Here is a 21,593-nt window from a genome sequence, read left to right as displayed (position 1 = left end):
GGTTCAGCGCGTTCCTCGGGTAGGTCCCGCGACGATGTCGGAACCGGGCACCGGCTCCACAGGAGCCTCCGGCCGCCACGCTTCCCGGACACCGGGCACCCCGTCCTGCACGACGAAACTCGCGCGGGTGTGGATGGTCGCGCCCTGGCGGCGGATGTACGGCACGACACGGAAGTCGTTGCGCCACAAACGGTGATCGAGTTCGACGCGGACGTAGCCGCGCTGCGCGTTGAAGAACTCGAGATCGGGATTGGCGGCGAGCAGTCGCCGTCCGGTGTCGTTCATGTCCGCGCCGTCGCCCCCGCTGGTGATCGAGGTGCCCGTGAATTCCGAAGCGACCACCGGTGATTCGGGATCGGCGTAGTCGCGGCGCAGGTGGGCCGCGTGGTTCTGGTGCCGGTCGCCGGTGATCACCACCAGGTTGCGTACGCCGCGGTCCGTCGCCGCGCCGAGCACGGTGTTGCGATCGGCCACGTAGCCGTCCCACGAGTCGGTGGAGACTGCCAGATCCGGTCCGGGATCGCTGTCGGTCTGGCTCATGCCCACCTGGTTGCCGACGATCTGCCAGCGCGCGGGCGAGGACGCGAAGCCGTCGAGCAGCCAATCACGTTGCGCGGCACCCAGAATGGTGCGGTCTGGATCGAAGCGGTCGGCACAGCCCGCGGTGACGTTGCCGCCGCAGGCCTGCGGCGTCCGGTACTGCCTGGTGTCGAGCATGGTGATCTCCGCGAGATCGCCGAACCGGTAGCGGCGGTGCAGGTGCATGCCGGAGCCGCGCGGCAGCTGCGCGAGCCGCAGCGGCTGGTGTTCGTACATCGCCTGGAAGGCGGCGGCGCGACGGCGGCGGAACAGCGCGGGAATCATATGGATGTCGATGCCGAGGCCGGGCGAACCCGCCGCCCAGTTGTTGTCGATCTCGTGATCGTCCATGGTGACCAGCCACGGGAACGCGGCGTGCGCGTCACGCAGTGGCTGCTCGGCCTTGTACAGCGCGTAGCGCAGCCGATAGGTCGGCAGGTCGACGGCCTCGTCCTGGAACTCCGTGCCCAGCGAAAGTCCTTGGCGGCCTTGCACCCACGCGCGCTCGTAGATGTAGTCGCCGAGGTGCACGACCAGGTCGAGATCTTCCTGGGCGAGGTGCTCGTAGGCGGTGTAATAGCCGGAGCTCCACGACTGGCAGGAGGCGAAGGCGAAGCGCATGCGCGCGGTCGGCTGCCCGTGCGGCGGCGCGGTGCGGGTGCGCCCGATCGGCGAGATCACCGAGCCGGCGCGAAACCGGTAGTAGTACCAGCGATCCGGCGCGAGTCCGTTGATCTCCGGATGCACACTGTGCGCGAGTTCTCGGGTGGCGACGGCCGAACCGCGGGCCACCACCCGGTGGAAGAGTTCGTCGTCGGCGACCTCGTAGTCGACCGTCACCGGGTGATTCATCATGCCGCCGTGGCCGTCCGGTGCGAACGGGTCCGGCGCCAGCCGGGTCCACAGGACGACGCCGTCCGGAGTCGGATCGCCCGAAGCCACTCCGAGTGTGAACGGATCCGCCGACCAGCGCGGTGTGCGGAACCGCCCGCTGCTGGCCGCCGACGCGCCGACGAGTACCGCGGCCGATCCCGCCGCGCCGAACCGCAACAGCTGCCGCCGAGACACGCCCATAAATCACGGTACATCGGATCGGGCGCGACTCTCCGCCGCCGACCGCGCGGCGCTCGGCGGAAAACGGGCGCGTCTCAGGCTCCCTGGAGCCGGATCTCGCTGGAGAGTTCCGCTGCCAGCTCGCCCAGCTTGGTCCGGTCCGGATCGGCTCCGGCGCGACCCGCGACCTCGTCCCGTGTCGCGATGGTCAGACCTTGCGCGGAGCCCTCGGCTATCTCGACGCGACCCTCGAGCAGCACCAGGCAGGCGTCGGCGCCCGCCCCGAGCAACTCGCGCAGATCGCTCTCGGTGACCGTGGTGTGCGGGCGCTTCGCGTTGTCGTCCATGCCCAACGGGTGCCCGGCCCGCCGGGCGAGAAACCTGGATGCCAACAGTTTGCTGTCAAGGCCGGGGTCGGCCTGGCAAAGGGCATACTTGTTCCGTGACGGACATGGGTGAACTGACCCCCGAGACCCCAGCGGGCGTGGTCGCGCACGTGGTGAGCGTGGGTCGTCCGCAGGTCGCCGGGACTTTCCGCTTCTGGTTCGCCGACCAGCGCTGGGAGTGGTCCGACGAGGTTGCCCTGATGTACGGGTACACCCCAGGCAGCGTCACGCCGACCACCCAGCTGTTGCTCTCGCACAAGCATCCCGCCGACCGCGAACTCGTCGCCGACGCCATCGCCAACGCGCAGCGCAACGCCGCGCCGTTCTGCAGCAGACACAGAATCGTCGACACTACCGGCCGGGTCCATCCCGTGCTTGTGCTCGGCGACATGATGACCGACGACGCGGGCCACCCCCTCGGCACCGCGGGCTATTACATCGATCTCACCGACGCCATCGACGAGCAACGCAGGGAGGCCCTGGACGAGGCACTGCCCGAGCTGTTCGAGGCCCGCGCGGTGATCGAGCAGGCCAAGGGCGTCCTGATGAGCGTGTACAGCATCAACGCCGATCAGGCTTTCCGGGTCTTGCGGTGGCGATCCCAGGAGACCAACGTCAAACTACGCACTCTCGCCGCGCAGCTCTTGGCCGAACTGAGCACGCTGCCGCCGGTGCGCCCCGGGGTGCAGACCGCGTTCGATCACCTGTTGCTCACGTTGCACCAACGCATCGCGCCGGACTGAGGGCCGCCGGTCCGATTCGACGCTGCGAAGCTGGGTAGCCCGTCGTTGACACGGACCGACGACGAGAAAGGCATGAGCGATGACTCAGCCCATCACGAGCACCCTCGATCCGGAACAGCAGCGCATCGCCGGCGAGACCCTGCGCGCCACCGTGGTCGATCTGATCGACCTCTCGTTGATCGCCAAGCAGGCGCACTGGAACGTGATCGGCCGGAACTTCCGCTCGGTACATCTGGCACTGGACGAACTGGTGACCGCGGCACGCGAGTTCACCGATTCGGCTGCCGAGCGCGCCACCGCGGTCGGGGTGAGCCCGGACGGCCGGGCGGCGACCGTAGCCGAGAAGTCCGGCGCGATCGGCTTTCCCGACGGCTGGCAGCAGGATTCCGAGGTCATCGACGCGGTGGTCGGCAACCTGACCGCGGTGATCTCCCGGCTGCGCGAGCGGATCGACGCCACGGAGAAGGCCGATCCGGTCACCCAGGATCTGTTCATCGAGATCGCCGCGCGCCTCGAGCAGCTGCACTGGATGTGGCAGGCGCAGCTGGCGACGGCGTGAGCGGGATAGGCCACCGCCCGCGCGCCGCCGACCGGCGTGGGGCGGATGGAGGGCAAATGTCCGGGTTCCGTCGCGGCGCACTGCTTTGGCGCCCTTCCGAATTGGCTGGTTGCACGGTGCTCCGGCCGAGCGGAGTGCTGGACTGGGACGGATATCGCCGATTCGGCGACGACCTGGTGCGATACGCCGTCGACCGCCCGCGCGCGGTGATCGTGGTGGTCGACGATCTCGATCTGGTCGAGGACGCGGTGGCCACGGCGTGCGCGTCCGCCCGGGTGCGAGTCAGCGACTGGCCGCACGTGCCGATCGTGCTGGTGGCCGCCGGGCTGGCGAACCCGACGGCGACCGTCGCGGCCAGGCACCGGGTGCCGACGTTCCCATCCATCGAGGACGCGCTGCGGGCCCTGCCGCAAGCGCCGCCGCGGCGCGAGGCGGCGATCGAGCTGGCGCCGAGCACGGTCTCCTCGATGCACGCCCGACGGTTCGTCACCCGCATGTGCGATCGCTGGGAGGTCGGCCCGGTCCGCACGGACGCGCTGCTGGTCGCCACCGAACTGGTGGAGAACGCGCTGCTGCACGCCTTCGGCGAGCTGCTCCTGCGCCTGGAATGCCAGGGCGGGTCGCTCACGATCGCGGTGGCCGACGCCGATCCGCAAGAGGCGATGTTGCGCGAACCTGCGGCCGGGCATCCGGCCCGGTTCGGTTTGCACGTGGTGGCCTCGCTGGCGCGGGCGTGGGGTTGCGCGCCGCGCTGGCCGGTCGGCAAGGTCGTGTGGGCGACGCTGGCGGAGCAGCGGAGACCGCTGCTGTTGTGAGCGTGTCGAGGTCGGCCGCCGGGCCGCCGCGCTCGCGTCCGATGCGCGCGGCGGCCAGGACCGGCCGAGCTACGCCGACCGTTGCCAGCCGTTAACTCGGGCGTTCGGTGGGTACCGCCGGGTCATGGCGCACTTCAGACGGTGGGGCGCGGTGTACGTCCTGATACTGCTGTTTGTCGGGTCTTGGCTCGGGCAGTTCTTCACCCAGCTCGCCGACTTCCGCCACGCGCAGTCGGCGCATCAGCAGCCCTTCGTGTGGGGCGAGTTCTGGTCGGACTTCCTGTCCAGCACGTTCGAGAACTGGCAGAGCGAGTGGTTGCAGCTCGTCTTCCAGGCCGTGCTGCTGCTGGGGGCCAAGCACTGGATCTTTCGTGCCGACGCGGAGGATCTGGAACGCATCGAGTCCAAGGTCGACCAGGTGCGACAGGCTCTCGTCCAGCTCGAGGCCGAGAGCCGACGGGTCTGAGGGCTCTCGACGCAGGCGCGGTCCAGGTGGCCGGAGCGAAGGCGGAGGTGCGCCGTCAGCCGAACAGGCCGCCCAGCATGCCGCCGCTCTGCCCCGCCTGCTGCCCGCCGCCGGTGCCGCCGAGCAGTCCGCCAGGCGGCAGTTCCGAAGGCTGCACGATGACGAAGCCGCGACCCGAGAACGCCAGCGTCAGACCTTCTCCTGTGCTGCGGCCGATCAGCCTGCCCAGACCGAACGAGTCGTTGCGCTTGATACCCGTCTGCAAGCTCGACGACCACGCCACCGCCGCCTGCGGATCGGCGTAGGTTGGCTGGTCGACATTCAGCACCACCGGGGTGCCGTGGGTGGTGATGGCGATCCGGCCCCGTCCGGTGAACACGCAGTTGAAAAGGCCTGCGTTGCTCGCGAATCCGGCCGCGCCCTGCACCATCTTGATGTCGTAGCGCAGCGTCGAATCGAAGGCGAGCACGTTGGCGCCGTTGATGGTCAGGCCGTCGCTGCCGTCCAGATCGATGATGTGCACGTCGGCGGCGGCGCTGGCCAGGAACAGGTCGCCGCGGCCGGAGACCTTCATCAGCGGCACGCCCTCACCGGTCAGCCGCTGCTGGATGGCGCGGCCGATGCCGCCGGAGCCCAGCGCCTGGAACTGCAAGTCACCCTGATAGGCGACCATCGACCCGGCGCGAGCCATGACCTCGCCCGCCAGGCCGACCTTGACCATCTTGCCGCCCTGCTTCTGGATGCCGACGCCGTTGACCTCGGCGTGACTCGGGTTGAACAGATCGCTCTGCATCGGCAGCGCTCCTTGCTGGGGTGTCGACATCGGCGGGGGAGGTACCGCGCCGGGCGGAGGGTAAGCGGGGCTCGCGGGTTGCGGTGAGCCGTACGCCGGGGCGTTCGGGTACGCCGGAGGCGGGGTTGGACCGTATCCGGTGCCCGCGGCCGGGGCGCTGTAGGCACCTGACGGTGGGGGTGCGGCGGGGTACGCCGGGGGCGTGGTCGACGGGCCGTACGCGGTGCCCGCAGCCGGGGTGCCGTAGCCGCCGGATGCTGGTGGGGGAGCGGCTGGATACGCCGGTGGCGGAGCGGCCTGCGGCGCGGTGGGCGACGGCGCGGCCTGGGACGCGGCGGGTGGCGGTGCGGGTTCGTCGTCGACGTTCACACCGAACGCCCTGGCGATCCCGGCCAGCCCGTCGTCGTAGCCCTGGCCGACGGCGCGGATCTTCCACGCGCCGCCGCGGCGGTAGATCTCCACGCACACCACGGCGGTCTCGGTGCTGAGACCGGTCATCGGGAAAGTGATCGTGCCCGAATCGGATCCGATCGTCGCGGTGAGCGAGCCCGCCCCCGCGAAGGTGGGCGGGCCGCTGCCGTCGAGGCTGGCGGTCACGACGACTTTGTCCACGTCAGCGGGCAGCGCGGAGGTCTGCACGTCGACCATGTCGCCCGCGCCGCGGCCGTGCCGGTAGGTGACGCCGGGCCCGACGGGTTGGTTGAAGAAGACGAAATCGCCGTCGGAGCGCACCCGGCCCGCCGCGTTCAGCAGCAGCGCGGACACGTCGACGGGCGCGGTGCAGGTGACGGTGACGGTCATCCGGTCGCCGGGTGCGGGCCGGTTCTCGCCGCGGGCCAACGCGGTCACGCCGGGCCCGCCGTCGCGCTGGGTCGCCAGGACATCGAACTCATGGTCACGAGTGTGTCTCGCATCCGCGCCGTGCGCCACCGTGGCCCTTGGATCAGGCCGGAACGCACCTCAGCGCACCGGTCGATGACCGTCGGCGCACTCCGGTCGCGCCGCACCGGGCCGCGCCGGGATCGAAGCCACACCGCGAGATCGGCCGTGCCGCTGGGCAATACGCCATCTGGTCGATATTCGCGCCCGCCCCCCGAAAGGTCGATTTGTCGATATTCTGAGAATTGACAAGATCGTTTTTATAAGTGGATCGCCGCATTTTCGCTGGAGTCAACTTCTAGTTGATGGTCGGCTGCGTTACCTTGCTAAAACAGTCCGTTAGCCAATTATTAACGGTGATAATTCGCACAATCACGAAACTGGATTTATAGATCTCTTTTCCATAACGTTGCTGGTGCGCGCCGCTGGCGTGACGAACCAGTCCGTGAAAGGAAAGCCCACACATGTTCTCTCGCAAGACCTTCGCCGCCGCCGGTGCCGCCGCTGTCGCTGCCACCATGTTCCTCGGCCCCGTCGCGGTCGCCTCCGCCGACGATTCCACCGGCTTCACCGGTTCCGCCACCGGTTCCGCCGAGTCCGGCTCCGCTGGTTCGTCCACCGGTTCGGCCGGTTCGTCCGCCGGCTCGAGCATGCTCGACTCGGGCAGCTCGGCCTTCGACGGCGGCACCTCTGCCATCGTCAACATCATCGAGGCGCTCACCGGCGCTCGTGAGCTGGCCCAGCCCGCCGCGCCTGCCGAGCCCGCTGCCTGATTCGATCTCGGTCGATCACTGCTCCGGTGGTCCTGATTCCCTTTGAGCCGCGACGTACCGGCGCCTGGGGTTTCATTGCAGTGAATTTGCCGTAATTGATCTTGCCATCCGCCGTTCCCGTTTGGGGGCGGCGGATGAGCCATTTTCGATGACGTTTGCTGTCAAAGAAATTGGCTCACTACCTCGTCGGCGCGCGCCCTCTGGAACATCGATCGAGTGCCGTCCCGCGAACCCCTCGGAGAAATGATGACCTCGAGAGTCCGGGGTTGACCGCGCCGCGACCGCGGGGCAAGGTGGGCCGATGGGCAGCGAAGAGGTGCGCGCGGGCGTCACGCTGACGAATCTGGACAAGCCGCTCTTCGACGGTGCGTCGGCGACCAAACGGGATCTGATCGACTACCTGGAGTTCGTCGGCGACCGGCTGGTGCGTCAGCTGCGCGACCGCCCGCTCTCGGTGGTGCGGATCCGGCCGGGGCAGGAACCGTTCATGCAGAAGAACCTGCCCAAATACACGCCGGAGTGGGTGCCCCGGGTGACGCTGTGGGCCGAGAGCGCGCGCCGCGAGGTCACCTACGCCCTCGGTGACGACGTGCGCACCCTGCTGTGGTTCGGCAATCAGCGGGCCGTCGAATACCACCCGACGCTGCTGCTCGCCGACCACTCCACCGGCCCCACCCACCTGGTCCTCGATCTCGACCCGTCACCGGGGCAGACTTTTCGCCATGCGGTGCTCGGCGCCGAGCTGATCCGCGCGGCCTTGGCCGCCGACGGCCTGGCGGGCGCGGTGAAAACCAGCGGCGCCAAGGGGGTTCACGTGTTCGTTCCCGTCGCCGCGGGCACCGATATCGAGGACGCCGCCGCGGCCACCCGGGCGATCGCGGCCCGCGCCGAGCGCCTCGACCCCGACCTGGCAACCACGGCGTTCATCCGCGAGGACCGCGAGGGGAAGGTCTTCCTCGATTCCACCCGCTCCGGCGGCGCGACCGTCGTCGCGGCCTACAGCCCCCGCATCCGCCCCGGCGTCCCGGTCTCCTTCCCGATCGGCTGGGCCGACCTCGCCGACGCGAACCCGACCGATTTCACCCTGAGCACCGCTCCCGAGCGCCTCGGCGACCGCGACCCGTGGACCGAGGATATGCCCGCGCCCCAAACTCTCCCCGAAGATCTCGTCGCCGAAGGCCACACCATCCCGGTCGCCCGCGTCCAAGCCATGCACGAAGGCAAGCGCCGCGCCCGCGCCCGCCGCGCCACCTGACGGCGTCCACTGGCGCGAACTCACCGCACGGATCGCAAAAGCAGAGCGTGTGTCAGGGGATGCGAGCGACGGCGCCGAGCATCGAGACGGCCTCGGGGCGGGGATGCGCGCGCCAGACTTCCGGGCGCCAGGTCATCACCGAGCCGATGCCGGGGGGCACCAGATCGAAACCGGTGAAGAATTGGCGGAACTCGGCCGTCGAGCGCAATTGGAAGGGAACGCCGCTGCGCTCGTTGGCCAGTTTCGTCTCGGCGAGATCCTCGTCGGTGAGGTGATCGTTGGTGCCGTGGGTCATCACCAGGTAGCTGCCGGAGGGCAGCGCCTCGCAGAGCTGACGCACCAAGCCGTAGGGCGCCTCGTCGTCGGTGATGAAGTGCATGACGGCCACCAGCATCAACGCGACCGGCTGGGTGAGATCGAGGGTGGCGGTGAGATCCGGGTGGGTCAGGATCCGGTCGGGGTCGCGCAGGTCGGCGTCGAGGTAGGCGGTCGCGCCTTCGGGCGAGCTGTTCAGCAGCGTGCGGGCGTGCACGAGCACGATCGGGTCGTTGTCCACGTAGACGATTCGCGATTCGGGTGCGATGCCTTGCGCGATCTCGTGGACGTTGCCCGCGGTGGGCAGACCGGTGCCGATGTCCAGGAACTGCCGGATACCCGTCTCGGCGGCCAGGTACGTCACCGCGCGGCGCAAGAAGTTGCGGTTCTCCACGGCCGCGAGCCGCACCGTCGGAAAGCCCTCGGCCACCGCGTCGGCCGACTCTCGGTCCGCCGGAAAATTGTCCTTCCCGCCGAGCCAGTAGTCGTACCGGCGCGCGGGGTGAGGTTTGCTGATATCCACCCTGGCTGCCGCCGATTCCGAGTTCACCACGCCCTCAATTCATCTCGACTAGGGTCATCATGTCAGCTCGAGTTGCGAACCGGTAGCGAGGGTGAAACTCGCACGGCCCCCGGAAGGCTCCGTCATGCAGTTGCAGTACAGCCCGTACGATTTCGACGTCCACCGCGATCCCTATCCGTACTACGCAAGGCTACGCGCGGAGGCGCCGGTCTTCCACAACCCGGCCGACGATTTCTACGCTTTCTCCCGATACGCCGATATCGTTGCGGCACTGCGCGATTCGGACCGTTTCTCCAGCGTCAACGGACTGCGGATGGAGCCCGCGTTCTGGGGACCGCAGGCCGAACGGTTCTTCTCCTTCGTCGCGATGGACCCGCCCAAGCACACTCGACTGCGCGGCCTGGTGGCTCGCGCGTTCACCAATCGCCGGGTGCAGGAATTGCAGCCCCGACTACGGGAGATCGCGCGCGGGCTGTGGCAGCCACTGCTGGAACGCGAAAGTTTCGACCTGATGGCCGATTTCGCGGGTCCGTTCCCCACCGATGTGATCTCCGAACTGGTCGGCGTCCCGGAAGCGGATCGCGACATGATCCGCAAGCTGGGCATGGAGATCATGTACACCGACGAGGAATCCACCGATCTGCGCCCGGAAGCGGTGCAGGCCATCGGGACCCTGGTCGGCTACTACACCGAGCTGACCATCGAACGGAGCAAGACCCGCCGCGACGACCTGCTCTCCGGCCTGCTCGACGCCGCCGACGGCGACGACCGGCTGACCCCCGAGGAGATCGTGGGCGTGCTGATCCTGCTGGTCGGCGCGGGCATCGAGACCACCATGCTCACGCTGGGCAACCTCTGGCACGTCGCGTGGCAGCACCCCGACCGGCGCCGCGAGGCCTTCGGCGGGCGCATCGACGAGTGGATCGCCGAGGGCATGCGCTACGAACCCGCCACCCAGACCCAGCTGCGCAGCACGACCGAACCGATCTCGTTGCACGGCGTCGACATCCCGGCCGGTGCGCGCATCCTGCTGCTGACCGCCTCGGCCAACCGCGACCCCGAGATCTTCACCGATCCAGACACTTTCGACCTGGACCGCGACACGGGCGCCACACTGTCCTTCGGAAGCGGACGACACCACTGCCTCGGCGCGAACCTCGCCCAGCTGGAACTGCGCGTCGCGCTGGAGGAGATCATCGGCACGATCGCCGACTACGACATCGACGCCGCGAACCTGCGTCGCATTCACTCCTCCAACAACCGCGGCTTCGCCAGTCTGCCGACCACGGTCACCGCCCGCTGAACGGAATGTCGACGGGGTGAGCCGCCACCCCGTCGACGCCGAGCCGCAGCGCCTCGTCCACCTTGCCGCGGAAATGCGGACAGGAGCGGAAATCCGATGCGCCGCAATCCAATGCATGGTCGATCGTGTTCAGCGCCGCGGTGGCGGCGGCGATCCGCGCGGCCAGCTGATCGCGGTGCGCGCGCAGCAGCTCGCGGCGCGTGTCGCGGTCCGCGGCACTCTCGAAAAGCCGGGCGATCTCGGCCAAGGTCAGCCCGACCCGTTTGCCGAGCAGGATGACTGCCACCGTCTCGGCGTCGTCGGCGCGATAGACCCGGCGACCGCCGGAATCGCGGCGCGGCGCGAGCAGACCGAGATCCTCCCAGTGCCGCAGCACGTGCGTGGCCAGGCCGAACCGCGCGGCCAGCTCGCCGATCGTCAATCCGGAATCGGACATACCAGCACTCTAAGTCGATAGCGGCTGTCGTACCGCCGTGCCCATCAGGCCGCGCGTGCGGTCCACTGCGCGTACAGCCCGAACGGGTATCCGGGCGGACGCACTACCCTCCTGCGCACCGTCGGCTCGGCGAAACGCGCGCCCAACGCGGTGCGTATGGACGCGTCCCGGACGAAACGGAAGTCGTAGAGCGCCAGCGTCCCGCGCGGGCGAAGCACCCGCTCGAGCTCGGCCGCCGCCGCGACCGGATCCGGCCACTCGTGCATGCTCAGGCTGGAGACGACGACGTCGAAACTGTTGTCCGGGTAGGGAAGTGCGCCGACGTCACCCACGGACAGTTCGACCTCGTGGTCGGCGAGATTGGTCCGGGCGTGCGCGATCATGTGCGGCGAAAGGTCCACCCCGTGCAACAGCAGATCGGGTCGTCTGCGCGCGAGGTGGGCCAGCAGCAGGCCGGGGCCGGTCCCCACGTCGAGGACCGCCTCGCCCGTCCCGGTGGACGCGGCCACCTCGTCGGCGATATGCCGGTACAGCCCGCCGAGCAGTTTGGTGGCGCGCCGGTCGTAGCCGCGGCTTTCCTGTTCTCCGAACCGGGTCATTTCATCCCTTCCTTCAGGTCGACCCTCAGCGTGCGAGTTCAGGTCGACCTGAAGTCAAGGGCTGGGTCAGACCGCGACTCGGCGCAGCGCGTCCCTGGTCAACTCGGAGAGGTCGCGGTAGCCGTCGACGGCCATGATCAGGTCGGCCTCGGCGAGCAGCGCGCGCAGCACGTGCACGATGCCGTCGGCGCCGCCAAGCGCGAGACCGTAGGCGTAGGGCCTGCCGATGCCGACCGCTGCCGCACCCAGGGCCAGCGCCTTGACGATGTCGTCGCCGCCGCGAACGCCGGAGTCGAACAGCACCGGCAGCCCGTCGGCCGCGTCGACCACCTCGGCGAGCATGTCGAGGGCGGGCAGGCCGCCGTTGGCCTGGCGGCCGCCGTGGTTGGAGCAGTAGATGCCGTTCACGCCACCGTCTTTCGCGCGGCGCGCGTCGTCGGGATGACAGATGCCCTTGACGATCAGCGGCAGCGTGGTGAGTTCGCGCAGCCACGGCAGGTCGGCCCAGGTGAGCGGATTGCCGAAGAGCTGGACCCAGCGCAGCACGGCGGCCTGGAGGTGCTCTTCCGGCGGGCCGGGCAGACCCGCGCGGAACACCGGATCGGTGAAATAGTTCGCCAGACAGTGCCCGCGCAGTTGGGGGAAATTCGAGGTGCCGAGATCGCGCGGGCGCCAGCCGGTGATCCAGGTGTCGAGCGTGACGACGATGCCCTTGTACCCCGCCTCCTCGGCCCGCTTCACCAGACTCGCGGCGAGATCGCGGTCGGTGGGCGTGTACAGCTGGAAAAGGCCTGGCGTATCACCCAGTTCGGCCGCCACCTGCTCCAGCGGATCCACCGAGAGAGTCGATGCCACCATCGGGACGCCGGTGCGCGCCGCGGCGCGAGCGGTCGCCAGATCGCCGTGCCCGTCCTGGGCGCACAGGCCGATCACACCGATCGGCGCGAGGAAAACCGGTGCGGGCCATGTCATCCCGAACAGCTCCACCGTGAGGTCGCGCTCGGACGCGCCGACGAACATCCGCGGCACAAGGCCCCACTGGTCGAACGCGGTCACGTTGGCGCGCTGCGTGCGTTCGTCACCGGCCCCGCCCGCCACGTACGACCAGACCGAGGGCGGCAATGCCGCCTGCGCCGCGGCCTCCAGCTCGTCGAAGGACATCGGCAGCGCGGGCTGTACCCCGCCGAGGCCGCGCAGGTAGATCTCGTTCTGGTAATCGGCGAAGGCCATGGATTCGGTCGCCCTTTCGTCTCCGGCGCCGCACCGCGCCACCGGGAGAAAGCATGGGTGTCCGGCTCCTCGCTCCCACTAGAATGCAGGAATCAGGCACGATGGGAACCGCGAATGCAGGATGACGCCGCACTCCTGAGCGAGGACGAGCTCGCCCTGATCAACGCGCTGCAACTCCGCCCGCGCGGTTCCTGGTCGGAATTGGGCCACGCGCTCGGCGTCGATCCGGTGACGGTGGCCCGTCGCTGGCAGCGGCTCACCCGGCGCGGGGTGGCCTGGGTGAGTCCTTCGCCCGGCCCGCGGCTGCTCGACCAGATCACCATCGCCTATGTCGAGATCGGCTGCACCGCCGACGCCGCGGCCGCGGTCAGCCGCAGCCTGTGCGAGCACCCGCACATGGTCACCGTCGAGCGCTGCGCGGGCACCTACAACCTGCTGGCCACCGTCGGGGCGCGTGACCTGGCCACCATGTCGCACTACACGCTGGACGTGCTGCCCGCCATCCCGCACGTCGCGGCAGTGCGGGCCAGGATCGTCACGCACATGTTCACCGAGGGCGGCCGCTGGCGCATCGACGCGCTCGCGCCCGACCAACGCGCCGAACTGGACATCCCGCCGCCGCGGCCATCGGCGCCGGTGCGCGCGGTGAGCATCGACGACGCCGATCGCGCGATGCTCGCGCAGCTCGCCATGGACGGGCGGGCCTCGCACCAGTACCTGGCGACGGCCGTCGGCACCAGCGCCTCGACGGTGAAGCGCAGGCTGGACCGGCTCACCCGGCTCGGATTGCTCCAGTTCCGCTGCGATTTCGCCCGCCCGCTCGGCGGCTGGCCGGTCGCGGTGACCCTGTGGCTCGACGTGCCACCGGATCGGCTCGCCGAGATCGGCGACGCGATCGTCCGGCTACCGCAGACCCGCAACTGCGCCGCCATCAGCGGCGGTCACAACCTGCTCATCCAGGCCAATTTGCACAGTCTCGCCGACATCCCGCGCTTGGAAGCCGGGCTGGCCGCCGCCCATCCCGCGCTGCGCGTCGCGGAGCGCACCGTCACGCTGCGCCACGACAAGCTCTTCGGGCACATTCTCGATCCGCGCGGGCGCAGCAGGCGCGTGGTGCGACCCGACGTCTGGAGCGAGCCCGGGTCGCCGGGGTGAGGCCAGGTTTAGCGGCGGGGAATCGCGGCATGCCGATCGGGGAGGGGGTCGATCGAGAGGAGTCGCTCATGGCTGAATTGGACGGCGTGCGGGTGCTGGTCGTGACCTCGAACACCGGTGTCGAGCACGACGAGCTGCTGGTGCCGCGCGACGAACTACGCAAACGCGGCGCGCGGGTGACCCACGCGGCGCCGAAATCGGAGCCGGTGCAGACCTTCCAGCACGACGTGGACAAGGACGAGGTCGTCTCGCCCGATGCCGCGCTGGACGCGGTGGACATCGACGACTTCGACGCGCTCGTGGTGCCCGGCGGCACCGTGAACGCGGACAAGCTGCGCGCCGACGATCGCGCCGTCGCGCTGGCCAAGGAATTCGCCGGTGCGGGCAAGCCGGTCGCCGCGATCTGCCACGGGCCGTGGCTGCTCGTCGAGGCCGATCTACTGCGGGGCAAGACGCTGACCTCGTACCACTCGCTGCGCACCGATGTCGACAACGCGGGCGGAGCGTGGGTCGACGAGCCGGTGGTGCGCTCGTCCGAGAACGGCTGGACGCTGATCACCTCGCGCGCGCCCGGCGATCTGAAAGATTTCGTCGGCGCGATCTCCACCGAATTGCGGGCGTAGCGGCGGCGCGGCGGGAGGTTCGCCGCGGGCGTCGCCCGTTTCGGCCGTGCGGCCTCGGGTACGCGCTCGACGTCGGCCCTCACGAAGGGCAACGAAGCGGGAGGAGGCTGTATGGCAGGCAACCACGGCAACCGGCTGGTGGGCGCGCGAGCGCTCGCGACGCTGGCCGACCTGGGTTTCGCATCGATCGCCTCGGGGGTGATCGCCCGCAGACGCGCGGTCATGGGGGTGCTGGAACGGACGCAGGCCGACCGGCGCGCGGTGGCGCGCATGCGTCGGCTGCGTGCCGAGTTCGGCGCTGGCCCAGTCGAATTGGTGCTGCCGGGGCGTCGCGTCGTGATCGTGCTCGACCCGGACGACGTCGGCAGGGTGCTCGCGGACGCGCCGCGGCCGTTCGATCCCGCCAATCGCGAGAAGCGCGCCGCACTGCGCCAGTTCCAGCCGCACGGCGTGCTGCTCTCGGAGGGGCCGGTGCGCGCGCAGCGGCGAGCGGTGAACGAGGCGGCGCTGGACACCTCCGCGCCGCTGCATCGCCTCGCCGAACCGTTCGCCGAGATCATCGCCGACGAGGCGCGCGACCTCACCGCGTCCGCGCTGCGCCGCGGCCACCTCAACGCGGACCAGTTCACCGCGGACTGGTGGCGGCTGGTCCGGCGGCTGGTGCTCGGCAGGCGCGGACGCGACGACGAGGCGATCACCGACGAACTGTGGAAGCTGCGCTCGGCCGCCAACTGGTCCTTCCTCGCGCTACCGCAGCGCGGGCGGCGGGATCGTTTCACCGAACGGCTCTACCGCTACGTGGAAGCGGCCGATCCGGACAGCCTTGTCGGAGCGCTGGCGGCGACCGCCGCGGGTGGCGCTGTGGACCCGGTCGGCCAGATTCCGCACTGGCTCTTCGCTTTCGACGCGGCGGGCATCGCCACGAGCCGAGCCCTGGCGCTGCTGGCCACCCACCCGGATCAGCACGCCCGCGCGACCGCCGACGCCGCCGACCCGCACACCCCGCAGACCCGCGACTACCTGCGCGCCTGCGTCCTGGAATCGGTGCGGCTGTGGCCGACGACGCCGGTCATCCTGCGCGACATCACCGAGGACACGCAGTGGCGGACGGGCGCGGACCGGTTCACCATCGAGGGCGGCGCCGCGCTGATGATCGTGGTCCCCGCGTTCCATCGCGATACCGAGCTGCTGCCCTTCGCCGACCGCTTCGCCCCGGACCTCTGGTTGGAAGGACTCGCGGAGCAGTACCCGCAGCTGGTGCCGTTCAGCGCGGGTCCGGCGGTCTGCCCCGGCCGCAACCTGGTGCTCTTCACCACGAGCACACTGCTCGCCCACCTGGTGGACGCCGCCGACTACCGGCTGCGCTCCACGCCCGCGCTGTCGCCGGACAGCCCGCTTCCGTTGACCTTCAACAACTTCGGCCTCGACTTCGTGATCACGCCCGCGGTGACGCGCGCCCGGTGATCGGTTCGAAGCGCCGGGCGGCGCGGTGGCCGCAGGTCCGCGCTGCGCAGGGCGTTCGCAGGCCCGCGGTGCGAAGGTCAGGTCCGCCGCGCGGGTGGCTCAGGCGAGCGCGGTGCGCAGGGCGAACCAGCCGGTGGTCGGGTCCGCGAAGCCGTGGTAGACGAGCGGCGCGCGCTGGTCGAGCTCGAAGTGCCGGTAGACCGCGAGCATGGCCTGGCGGATGGATTCGGCCTGGAAGTCCTCGCTGCGGCGGAAGCCGATGCGGCGTTCGGGCAGCAGTGCCAGCCGGGTCACCTCCGCGCGGTCGCCGAGATCGAGTCCGAAGGGATCGATGATCAGGTGGTCGTGCAGGATCGCGCGCAGCCGTTCGGGGTCGGGCAGGTGCGTGGTGCAGGGGCGCAACTCGGCGTGGATCGATGGTTCGGAGCGGCCGGGCACGGTCGGCGTCTCCAGCGACTCGACCAGCGCCACATCGGGCCGCGGCGGCGCGTCGGGATCGTCGACGGTCGCCTGCTCCATCAGATGCAGGATGTTCCCGCCCGGCATCAGCGGTTCCGCGACGAGGAACAGGGTGACCGAGGGGCAGCGGCAATCCTGGCCGGTGAGACAGACCTTCGCGGGAAGCGGGTAGGACATACGTCCTCCTCCGGAAGCGGAACGAACGATCGGTGGGAGGCGACTCCTCTTCGAGCCCTCCCTGCATGGTAATCCGCGACGACGGCCGGTGGCAGGGGCCGCGGGCGGCCCGTTCGGCGGTTGGGCGGCGGCCTGGTCGTGTGTGATCGTTGGACGGTGAGTCCCATCGCGGAGCGCGGATGAACGCGGCGATACGGCCCGATCTCGGCCTGGCGGCGTTGTGCCTCGCGCTGGCGATCGGCGCGGCCACGGTGTATCGGGTGGCGCGACTCGGTTCGCCGTTCGTCGCGCCCCGCGCGGCCCTTCGCGGTGCCGTGCAATTGGCGATCGTGGCGCTCGTGCTGGCAGCGGCGCTGGCGCACCTGTGGTCGGCGATCCTGGTGCTCGCCGTCATGTTCGTCGCCGCGGTGGTGACCTCGGCGCGGCGCTCGGGTGCGGGGAAGTCCGCGCCGTGGCTGGCGCTGGCGCTGGGCGCGGGCGTCGGAGCGGTTCTCCCGCCCATGCTGCTCAGCGGTGTGGTCCCGATGACGGGCGTCGCGGTGGTGCCGGTCGGCGGGATCGTCCTCGGCGGCGCCATGACTGCGACGTCGCTGGCGGCACGCCGCGCCCTCGACGCGGTCGAGCAGCGGCGCGGCGAGGTAGAAGCCGCGCTGAGCCTGGGCTTCACCGAACGTGACGCCCGGCTGGAGGTGATCCGCCCGACCGCCGCCGACGCGCTGCTGCCCGGCGTCGACCAGACCCGCACGGTCGGATTGGTCACCCTGCCGGGCGCCTTCGTCGGCGTGCTGATCGCCAGCGGCTCGGCCATCCAGGCGGGCGCGGTCCAGATCCTGGTTCTCTCGGGTCTGTTGCTCGCCCAGACGTGCGCCGTCGCGGTCACCGTCGAGCTCGTCGCCCGCTGCCGCGTCATGCGAGAGCCGGGCAAGCGCATCGCCGTGTCCGCAAGCGGCCGGTGAAATCCGCCACCGAAATTGTAACTTCGAGTAACAGTTATCTACACTCGGTGCTGCTGGGAACGATCCGGCGACCGACTCGAATCCGTCCGTGCACTGAGGAAAAGCGTGATCTTCACCGAGCTGGCGCATGCGCTCGACAACGGCTGGGCGCTCACCTTCGGCGGTGGCGTCGAACCCCCTGCCCCGACTCCTTCGACGGTGCTCTACGACGAGCCGCACCGGCAGCTGCGCCGCTACGAGGGCGCGCACGGTTCCGGGAATCCGGTCCTGTTGGTGCCGCCGCTCGCGGTGCACAGTTCCTGCTTCGATCTGCGCCCGGGGCAGAGCCTGGCCAAGTTCCTGCTCGACACCGGGCGCACCCCCTACATCGTCGACTACGGCCGGATCACCTACGCCGACCGGAATCTCGGCTTCGAGGAGTGGATCGACGACATCGTCCCGACCGCGATCGCCACGGTCAGCGCGGAGCACGGTGGGGCCGAGGTCGACGTCGTCGCCTGGTCGCTCGGCGGCACCCTGGCCCTGCTCACCGCCGCCGAGCACGCGGACCTGCCGATCGCCTCGGTCACCGCGCTCGGCACCCCGATCGATTACCGGCGCCATCCGATGCTCGCGCCGTCCCGGCTGCTCGCCCGCGTCACCGGCGGCCGCGAAGTCGCCTGGTCCACCGCGTTGTTCGGCGGTATTCCGGCGTTCGCCGTGCAGCTCGGGTTCCGCGGCATGGCGTTGCCGCGCGAGATCATGCGCCCCTGGTTCATCGCCCGCAATTTGGGTCGCATCGAGGCGCTGGCGCGGATGGAGGCGATCGACCGGTTCATCGGACGGATGCCGGGCTATCCCGGCCGCCTCTACCGGCAGAACCACCGGCTGATGATCGTCGGCAACCACATGGCGAAGGGCAGTGTCCCGCTCGGCGCGGACCGGGTGATCGAGATGGCGAAGGTGAGCTGCCGGGTGCTGCTCGTCGGCAGCCCCTCGGACAACATCGCGCCCGCCGCCACGGTCGCGCCGGGCGTGCGGGTGCTCACCGGCGCGGCCGAGGCTCGCTATGTCGAAGTGCCGCGCGCCAGCCACCTCGGGCTCGTCGCCGGGCCGGAGGCGGCCAGCTGGGCGGTCATCGACGAATTCTTGGGTAGCGCCGTGCTCGCGGATCGCTGAAGTCCATCCGCCTGGCCGGACCATTTTCGTCCGAGCCCCCGTGCGGCCGGAGCGAATCCGGGATTCGAGAGGTACGCCTCACAACCCGACCAGCCGGGCGCTCACCTTGTCGAGTTCCTCGGCGAGCGCGTCGTCCTGGGCTCGGCGCGACGGGGTCTTGAGCGCGTTGTTCTGGAAATAGCGTCCGCTGTGCTCGGCGGGCTCCGGCGCGGCGGCGAGATAGGCGAGCCTGCGACCGCCCTCGGCGGCCGGAATCATGAAGACCCGCTTGGCGATCGCCGCGAACGGCCGGCCCCACCACGGCATCGCGTCCCAGATCCCGGTCGCCACCGCCCCGGGATGGAAGGCGTTGACGGTCACCCCGGTGCCTTCCAGCCGCCGCGCCAGCGCGCGCACGTAGAGGATGTTGGCCAGCTTGGACTGGCTGTAGGCCTTTTCGCCGGAGTAACCGCGCGACAGGTTCAGGTCGCCCAAGTCCAGGTCGGCGCCGTAGTGCATGACCGACGAGGTGAACAGGACACGCGATGGTGCGCTGCGCCGCAGCAGGTCGAGCAGCAACTCGGTGAGCAGGTAGCCGCCGAGATGGTTGACCGCGAAGGTGGCCTCGACCTCGTCGCCGGTGACGACGCGCTGCGGATAGTAGGCGCCCGCGTTGTTGGCGAGCACGTCGAGGCGGTCGTAGTTCGCGAGCACCTTTCCGGCGAGCTCGCGCACCGCGGACTGGCTCGCGAAATCGCACACCAGCGTGTCCACCTGTCCCGCGCCCGCCTCCCGGACGAGTCGTGCGGCACGGTCGAGCTTCTCGGGATTGCGTCCGACGAGTATCAGGTGATCGCCTGCTTCGCCCAGTTGCCGCGCGGCTTCCAGACCGATACCCGACGTCGCCCCCGTGATCAGGATCGTCTTCATGAAACCCACACTGCCACAGCGTTATGCGCAGCGGGGGTCACCGCGCGGGTTCGACCTCCGCCGCGTCGTCCGGTTCCGGCGGCGGTGCTGTCGCCGCGTCGATCTGCTCGCCCACGTAACGCAGCACCACGGCGACGATGGCGGCGACCGGCACGGCGAGGAACGCGCCGACGATGCCGTACAGCGAGCCGCCCGCGGTCACCGCGAGCAGCACCACCACCGCGTGCAGCTGCATGCTGCGGCTCTGCAACACCGGTTGCAGCACATTGCCTTCCAGCTGCTGCACGGCCAGGATGATGCCGAGCACGATCAACGCGGTCGTCACGCCGTTGGCGACCAACGCGACGAGGACCGCGAGCGCGCCCGCGACGAACGCTCCGACGATCGGGATGAAGCCGCCGAGGAAGGTGAGCACGGCGAGCACCGCGGCCAGCGGGACGCCCAGGATCACCAGGCCCGCGCCGATCAACACCGCGTCGATCAGGCTGACCAGCGCCTGGGTGCGGATGAAACCACCGAGGGTGACCCAGATCCGGCCGAGCACCTCCTCGAAGTGCCTGCCGCCGCGGGTCCCGGTCACGCTGTGCAGCCAGGGCATGAAGCGCGGCCCGTCCTTGACGAAGAAGAACGCGAGGACCAGCACCAGAAACAGAGTGACCAGCGCCGAGGTGGCGGTGGTGACGCCGCTGAAGACGCCGGTCGCGATCTGCTCGGCGCTGGACTGCAACCGCGAGACGATGGCGTCCACCGCGGAATCGAGCTGCTCGTCGCGGATGTTCAGCGGTGGGCCCTGCAACCAGTCACGGACCCGGTTGACGCCCTCGGTCGCCTTGTCGGCCAATTCCGGCGCCTGATCCACCACCGAGGGCACGATCAGCGCGATGACCCCCGCGAGCAGACCGAGGAAGCCGAGTATCGACAGCGACGCGGCGAGCGCAGGCCGCAGACCGTGTTTGGTGAGCCAGCGCGTGGGCGGCCACAGCACGGTCGCGACGACGACGGCCAGCGCCATCGGCAGGATCACCACCCACAGGCGCGCGATGATCCAGCCGAGCACCCACGCGCCCGCGGCGATCGCGACGACGCACAGCGCCCATTTCGCCAGCCAGAACAGCCCGGTGCCGATCACATCTCCGCGCTCGGGCGGTTCGAGCGCCTTGTTCTCGCCGGTGTTGGTCTCCACCCTGGGCTTGCTCGGCTCGGTCACGACTTGCCCTCCACTCGCTGACGCCTCACCGGCCCAGTCTCGCACGAGGGCGCCCGCGCGGCGGGTCGCGCTGGCGGCGCACCGGATTGCCGCGCGGATCTCCGGGTAGTGCCACGAAGGAGGAGCTGACCGAACGCGAACCGAGGAGGCTCGATCATGACAGCACCGACCGCGCTGGCGCTGGTGTGCACATTGAAGAAGGCACCGAGCGAATCCAGCAGTGAGCTCATCGCCAGGCAGGCGCTGGCGCGGCTGGCCGAGCACGACGTGAAGGGCGAGGTGCTTCGGCTCGTCGACTACGACATCCATCCCGGCGTCACCGACGACGAAGGCGCGGGCGATCAGTGGCCGCGAGTGCGCGAACAGATCATGGCCGCCGACATCCTGCTCGTCGCCACCCCGACCTGGCTCGGGCACATGTCCTCGGTGGCGCAGCGGATGCTGGAGCGGCTCGACGCCGAGCTGTCCAACACCGATGAGCAGGGGCGGCCCGCGATGGTAGGCAAGGTCGGGCTGGCCGCGGTCGTCGGCAACGAGGACGGCGCGCACAAGATCGTGGCCGATATGTTCCAGGCGCTCAACGACATCGGCTTCACCATCCCGGCGCAGGGCTGCACCTACTGGAACGGCCGCGCGATGGAGACCACCGATTACGCAGACCTCGACGAGGTGCCCGAACCGGTCGCGAGCGCCACCGCCGCCATGGCCCGCAACGCCGCGCACCTCGCCCGGCTGCTCGCCGACCAGCGGTATCCCGCTTACCAGTAACGCTTTTCTC

23 protein-coding genes are annotated in these 21,593 nt (G+C 69.8%); 13 read left to right on the top strand and 10 right to left on the bottom strand.

The genetic code is table 11. The features are described 5' to 3' along the window. Positions 1-3: 3 nt before the first annotated feature. The gene (locus T333_RS09630; RefSeq protein WP_496424258.1) at positions 4-1,653 is read right to left on the bottom strand and encodes an alkaline phosphatase D family protein; all 1,650 of its coding nucleotides are present in this window, start codon (positions 1,651-1,653) and stop codon (positions 4-6) included. 74 nt (positions 1,654-1,727) lie between these two features. Continuing rightward, positions 1,728-1,979, bottom strand: coding sequence for a hypothetical protein (locus T333_RS09625; protein ID WP_354999087.1), 252 nt, complete (start codon positions 1,977-1,979; stop codon positions 1,728-1,730). Between the two features lie 104 nt (positions 1,980-2,083). On the opposite strand from T333_RS09625, the gene T333_RS09620 reads away from it, so the two are divergent. From T333_RS09620 to T333_RS09605, 4 genes are all read left to right on the top strand, one after another. After that, positions 2,084-2,761 (top strand): PAS and ANTAR domain-containing protein, encoded by a 678-nt coding sequence (locus T333_RS09620; RefSeq protein WP_496424757.1) that lies wholly within the window; start codon positions 2,084-2,086, stop codon positions 2,759-2,761. A gap of 79 nt (positions 2,762-2,840) precedes the next feature. Further along, positions 2,841-3,320, top strand: coding sequence for a Dps family protein (locus T333_RS09615; protein WP_354999089.1), 480 nt, complete (start codon positions 2,841-2,843; stop codon positions 3,318-3,320). 56 nt (positions 3,321-3,376) lie between these two features. Next, positions 3,377-4,135, top strand: a complete 759-nt coding sequence (locus T333_RS09610) for an ATP-binding protein (RefSeq protein ID WP_496424257.1) — start codon at positions 3,377-3,379, stop codon at positions 4,133-4,135. Positions 4,136-4,259: 124 nt separating this feature from the next. Then, positions 4,260-4,601, top strand: coding sequence for a DUF6766 family protein (locus T333_RS09605; RefSeq protein ID WP_496424256.1), 342 nt, complete (start codon positions 4,260-4,262; stop codon positions 4,599-4,601). A gap of 55 nt (positions 4,602-4,656) precedes the next feature. Here T333_RS09605 and T333_RS09600 read toward each other — a convergent pair whose 3' ends face one another. After that, on the bottom strand, positions 4,657-6,243 hold the full coding sequence (locus tag T333_RS09600; protein WP_496424255.1) for an AIM24 family protein: 1,587 nt from the start codon (positions 6,241-6,243) through the stop codon (positions 4,657-4,659). Positions 6,244-6,737: 494 nt separating this feature from the next. Here T333_RS09600 and T333_RS09595 point away from each other — a divergent pair, with 494 nt between their 5' ends. Both T333_RS09595 and T333_RS09590 read left to right on the top strand, forming a co-directional pair. Further along, positions 6,738-7,046, top strand: a complete 309-nt coding sequence (locus T333_RS09595; protein WP_354999092.1) for a hypothetical protein — start codon at positions 6,738-6,740, stop codon at positions 7,044-7,046. A gap of 301 nt (positions 7,047-7,347) precedes the next feature. After that, the gene (locus tag T333_RS09590; RefSeq protein ID WP_496424254.1) at positions 7,348-8,301 is read left to right on the top strand and encodes a DNA polymerase domain-containing protein; all 954 of its coding nucleotides are present in this window, start codon (positions 7,348-7,350) and stop codon (positions 8,299-8,301) included. A gap of 52 nt (positions 8,302-8,353) precedes the next feature. Here the strand turns inward: T333_RS09590 and T333_RS09585 are convergent, their stop codons facing one another. Continuing rightward, positions 8,354-9,166 (bottom strand): SAM-dependent methyltransferase, encoded by an 813-nt coding sequence (locus tag T333_RS09585; protein WP_354999094.1) that lies wholly within the window; start codon positions 9,164-9,166, stop codon positions 8,354-8,356. Between the two features lie 97 nt (positions 9,167-9,263). On the opposite strand from T333_RS09585, the gene T333_RS09580 reads away from it, so the two are divergent. After that, on the top strand, positions 9,264-10,442 hold the full coding sequence (locus T333_RS09580) for a cytochrome P450 (protein WP_354999095.1): 1,179 nt from the start codon (positions 9,264-9,266) through the stop codon (positions 10,440-10,442). Here T333_RS09580 and T333_RS09575 read toward each other — a convergent pair. The 3 genes from T333_RS09575 to T333_RS09565 all read right to left on the bottom strand — a co-directional run bounded on the left by T333_RS09575 (position 10,429) and on the right by T333_RS09565 (position 12,707). Further along, positions 10,429-10,878, bottom strand: a complete 450-nt coding sequence (locus T333_RS09575; protein ID WP_357253241.1) for a MerR family transcriptional regulator — start codon at positions 10,876-10,878, stop codon at positions 10,429-10,431. The two genes, T333_RS09580 and T333_RS09575, sit on opposite strands and share 14 nt — an antisense overlap. A 44-nt stretch (positions 10,879-10,922) precedes the next feature. After that, on the bottom strand, positions 10,923-11,477 hold the full coding sequence (locus T333_RS09570; RefSeq protein WP_496424253.1) for a class I SAM-dependent methyltransferase: 555 nt from the start codon (positions 11,475-11,477) through the stop codon (positions 10,923-10,925). 66 nt (positions 11,478-11,543) lie between these two features. Beyond that, positions 11,544-12,707: an alpha-hydroxy-acid oxidizing protein gene (locus T333_RS09565; RefSeq protein ID WP_496424252.1), complete on the bottom strand. Its 1,164-nt coding sequence runs from the start codon at positions 12,705-12,707 to the stop codon at positions 11,544-11,546. Positions 12,708-12,821: 114 nt separating this feature from the next. Between T333_RS09565 and T333_RS09560 the strand changes: the two genes are divergently transcribed. The 3 genes from T333_RS09560 to T333_RS09550 all read left to right on the top strand — a co-directional run bounded on the left by T333_RS09560 (position 12,822) and on the right by T333_RS09550 (position 15,949). Next, positions 12,822-13,862, top strand: a complete 1,041-nt coding sequence (locus T333_RS09560) for an Lrp/AsnC family transcriptional regulator (protein WP_496424251.1) — start codon at positions 12,822-12,824, stop codon at positions 13,860-13,862. A 68-nt stretch (positions 13,863-13,930) separates the two neighbouring features. After that, the gene (locus T333_RS09555; protein ID WP_354999100.1) at positions 13,931-14,485 is read left to right on the top strand and encodes a type 1 glutamine amidotransferase domain-containing protein; all 555 of its coding nucleotides are present in this window, start codon (positions 13,931-13,933) and stop codon (positions 14,483-14,485) included. 111 nt (positions 14,486-14,596) lie between these two features. Next, positions 14,597-15,949: a cytochrome P450 gene (locus T333_RS09550; protein WP_496424250.1), complete on the top strand. Its 1,353-nt coding sequence runs from the start codon at positions 14,597-14,599 to the stop codon at positions 15,947-15,949. A gap of 99 nt (positions 15,950-16,048) precedes the next feature. On the opposite strand, the gene T333_RS09545 is transcribed toward T333_RS09550, so the two are convergent. Further along, a complete protein-coding gene (locus T333_RS09545; RefSeq protein WP_357253248.1) occupies positions 16,049-16,585 on the bottom strand; it encodes a hypothetical protein in 537 nt (178 codons plus the stop codon). Between the two features lie 179 nt (positions 16,586-16,764). On the opposite strand from T333_RS09545, the gene T333_RS09540 reads away from it, so the two are divergent. Both T333_RS09540 and T333_RS09535 read left to right on the top strand, forming a co-directional pair. Beyond that, on the top strand, positions 16,765-17,541 hold the full coding sequence (locus T333_RS09540; RefSeq protein WP_496424249.1) for an ABC transporter permease: 777 nt from the start codon (positions 16,765-16,767) through the stop codon (positions 17,539-17,541). Between the two features lie 105 nt (positions 17,542-17,646). Then, positions 17,647-18,699: an alpha/beta fold hydrolase gene (locus T333_RS09535; protein ID WP_357253252.1), complete on the top strand. Its 1,053-nt coding sequence runs from the start codon at positions 17,647-17,649 to the stop codon at positions 18,697-18,699. A 78-nt stretch (positions 18,700-18,777) separates the two neighbouring features. Here T333_RS09535 and T333_RS09530 read toward each other — a convergent pair whose 3' ends face one another. Together T333_RS09530 and T333_RS09525 are read right to left on the bottom strand one after the other, a co-directional pair. Beyond that, positions 18,778-19,608 carry an SDR family oxidoreductase gene (locus T333_RS09530; RefSeq protein ID WP_354999105.1) on the bottom strand — a complete coding sequence of 277 codons (831 nt, stop codon included), beginning with the start codon at positions 19,606-19,608 and terminating at the stop codon, positions 18,778-18,780. 37 nt (positions 19,609-19,645) lie between these two features. Further along, the gene (locus T333_RS09525; protein ID WP_354999819.1) at positions 19,646-20,791 is read right to left on the bottom strand and encodes an AI-2E family transporter; all 1,146 of its coding nucleotides are present in this window, start codon (positions 20,789-20,791) and stop codon (positions 19,646-19,648) included. A 180-nt stretch (positions 20,792-20,971) separates the two neighbouring features. Between T333_RS09525 and T333_RS09520 the strand changes: the two genes are divergently transcribed. Then, a complete protein-coding gene (locus tag T333_RS09520; protein WP_496424248.1) occupies positions 20,972-21,583 on the top strand; it encodes a flavodoxin family protein in 612 nt (203 codons plus the stop codon). The last annotated feature ends 10 nt before the right edge of the window (positions 21,584-21,593 follow it).

Source organism: Nocardia sp. CNS-044 (genome assembly GCF_059570515.1).
This window is presented reverse-complemented; position numbering and strand designations above follow the sequence as displayed.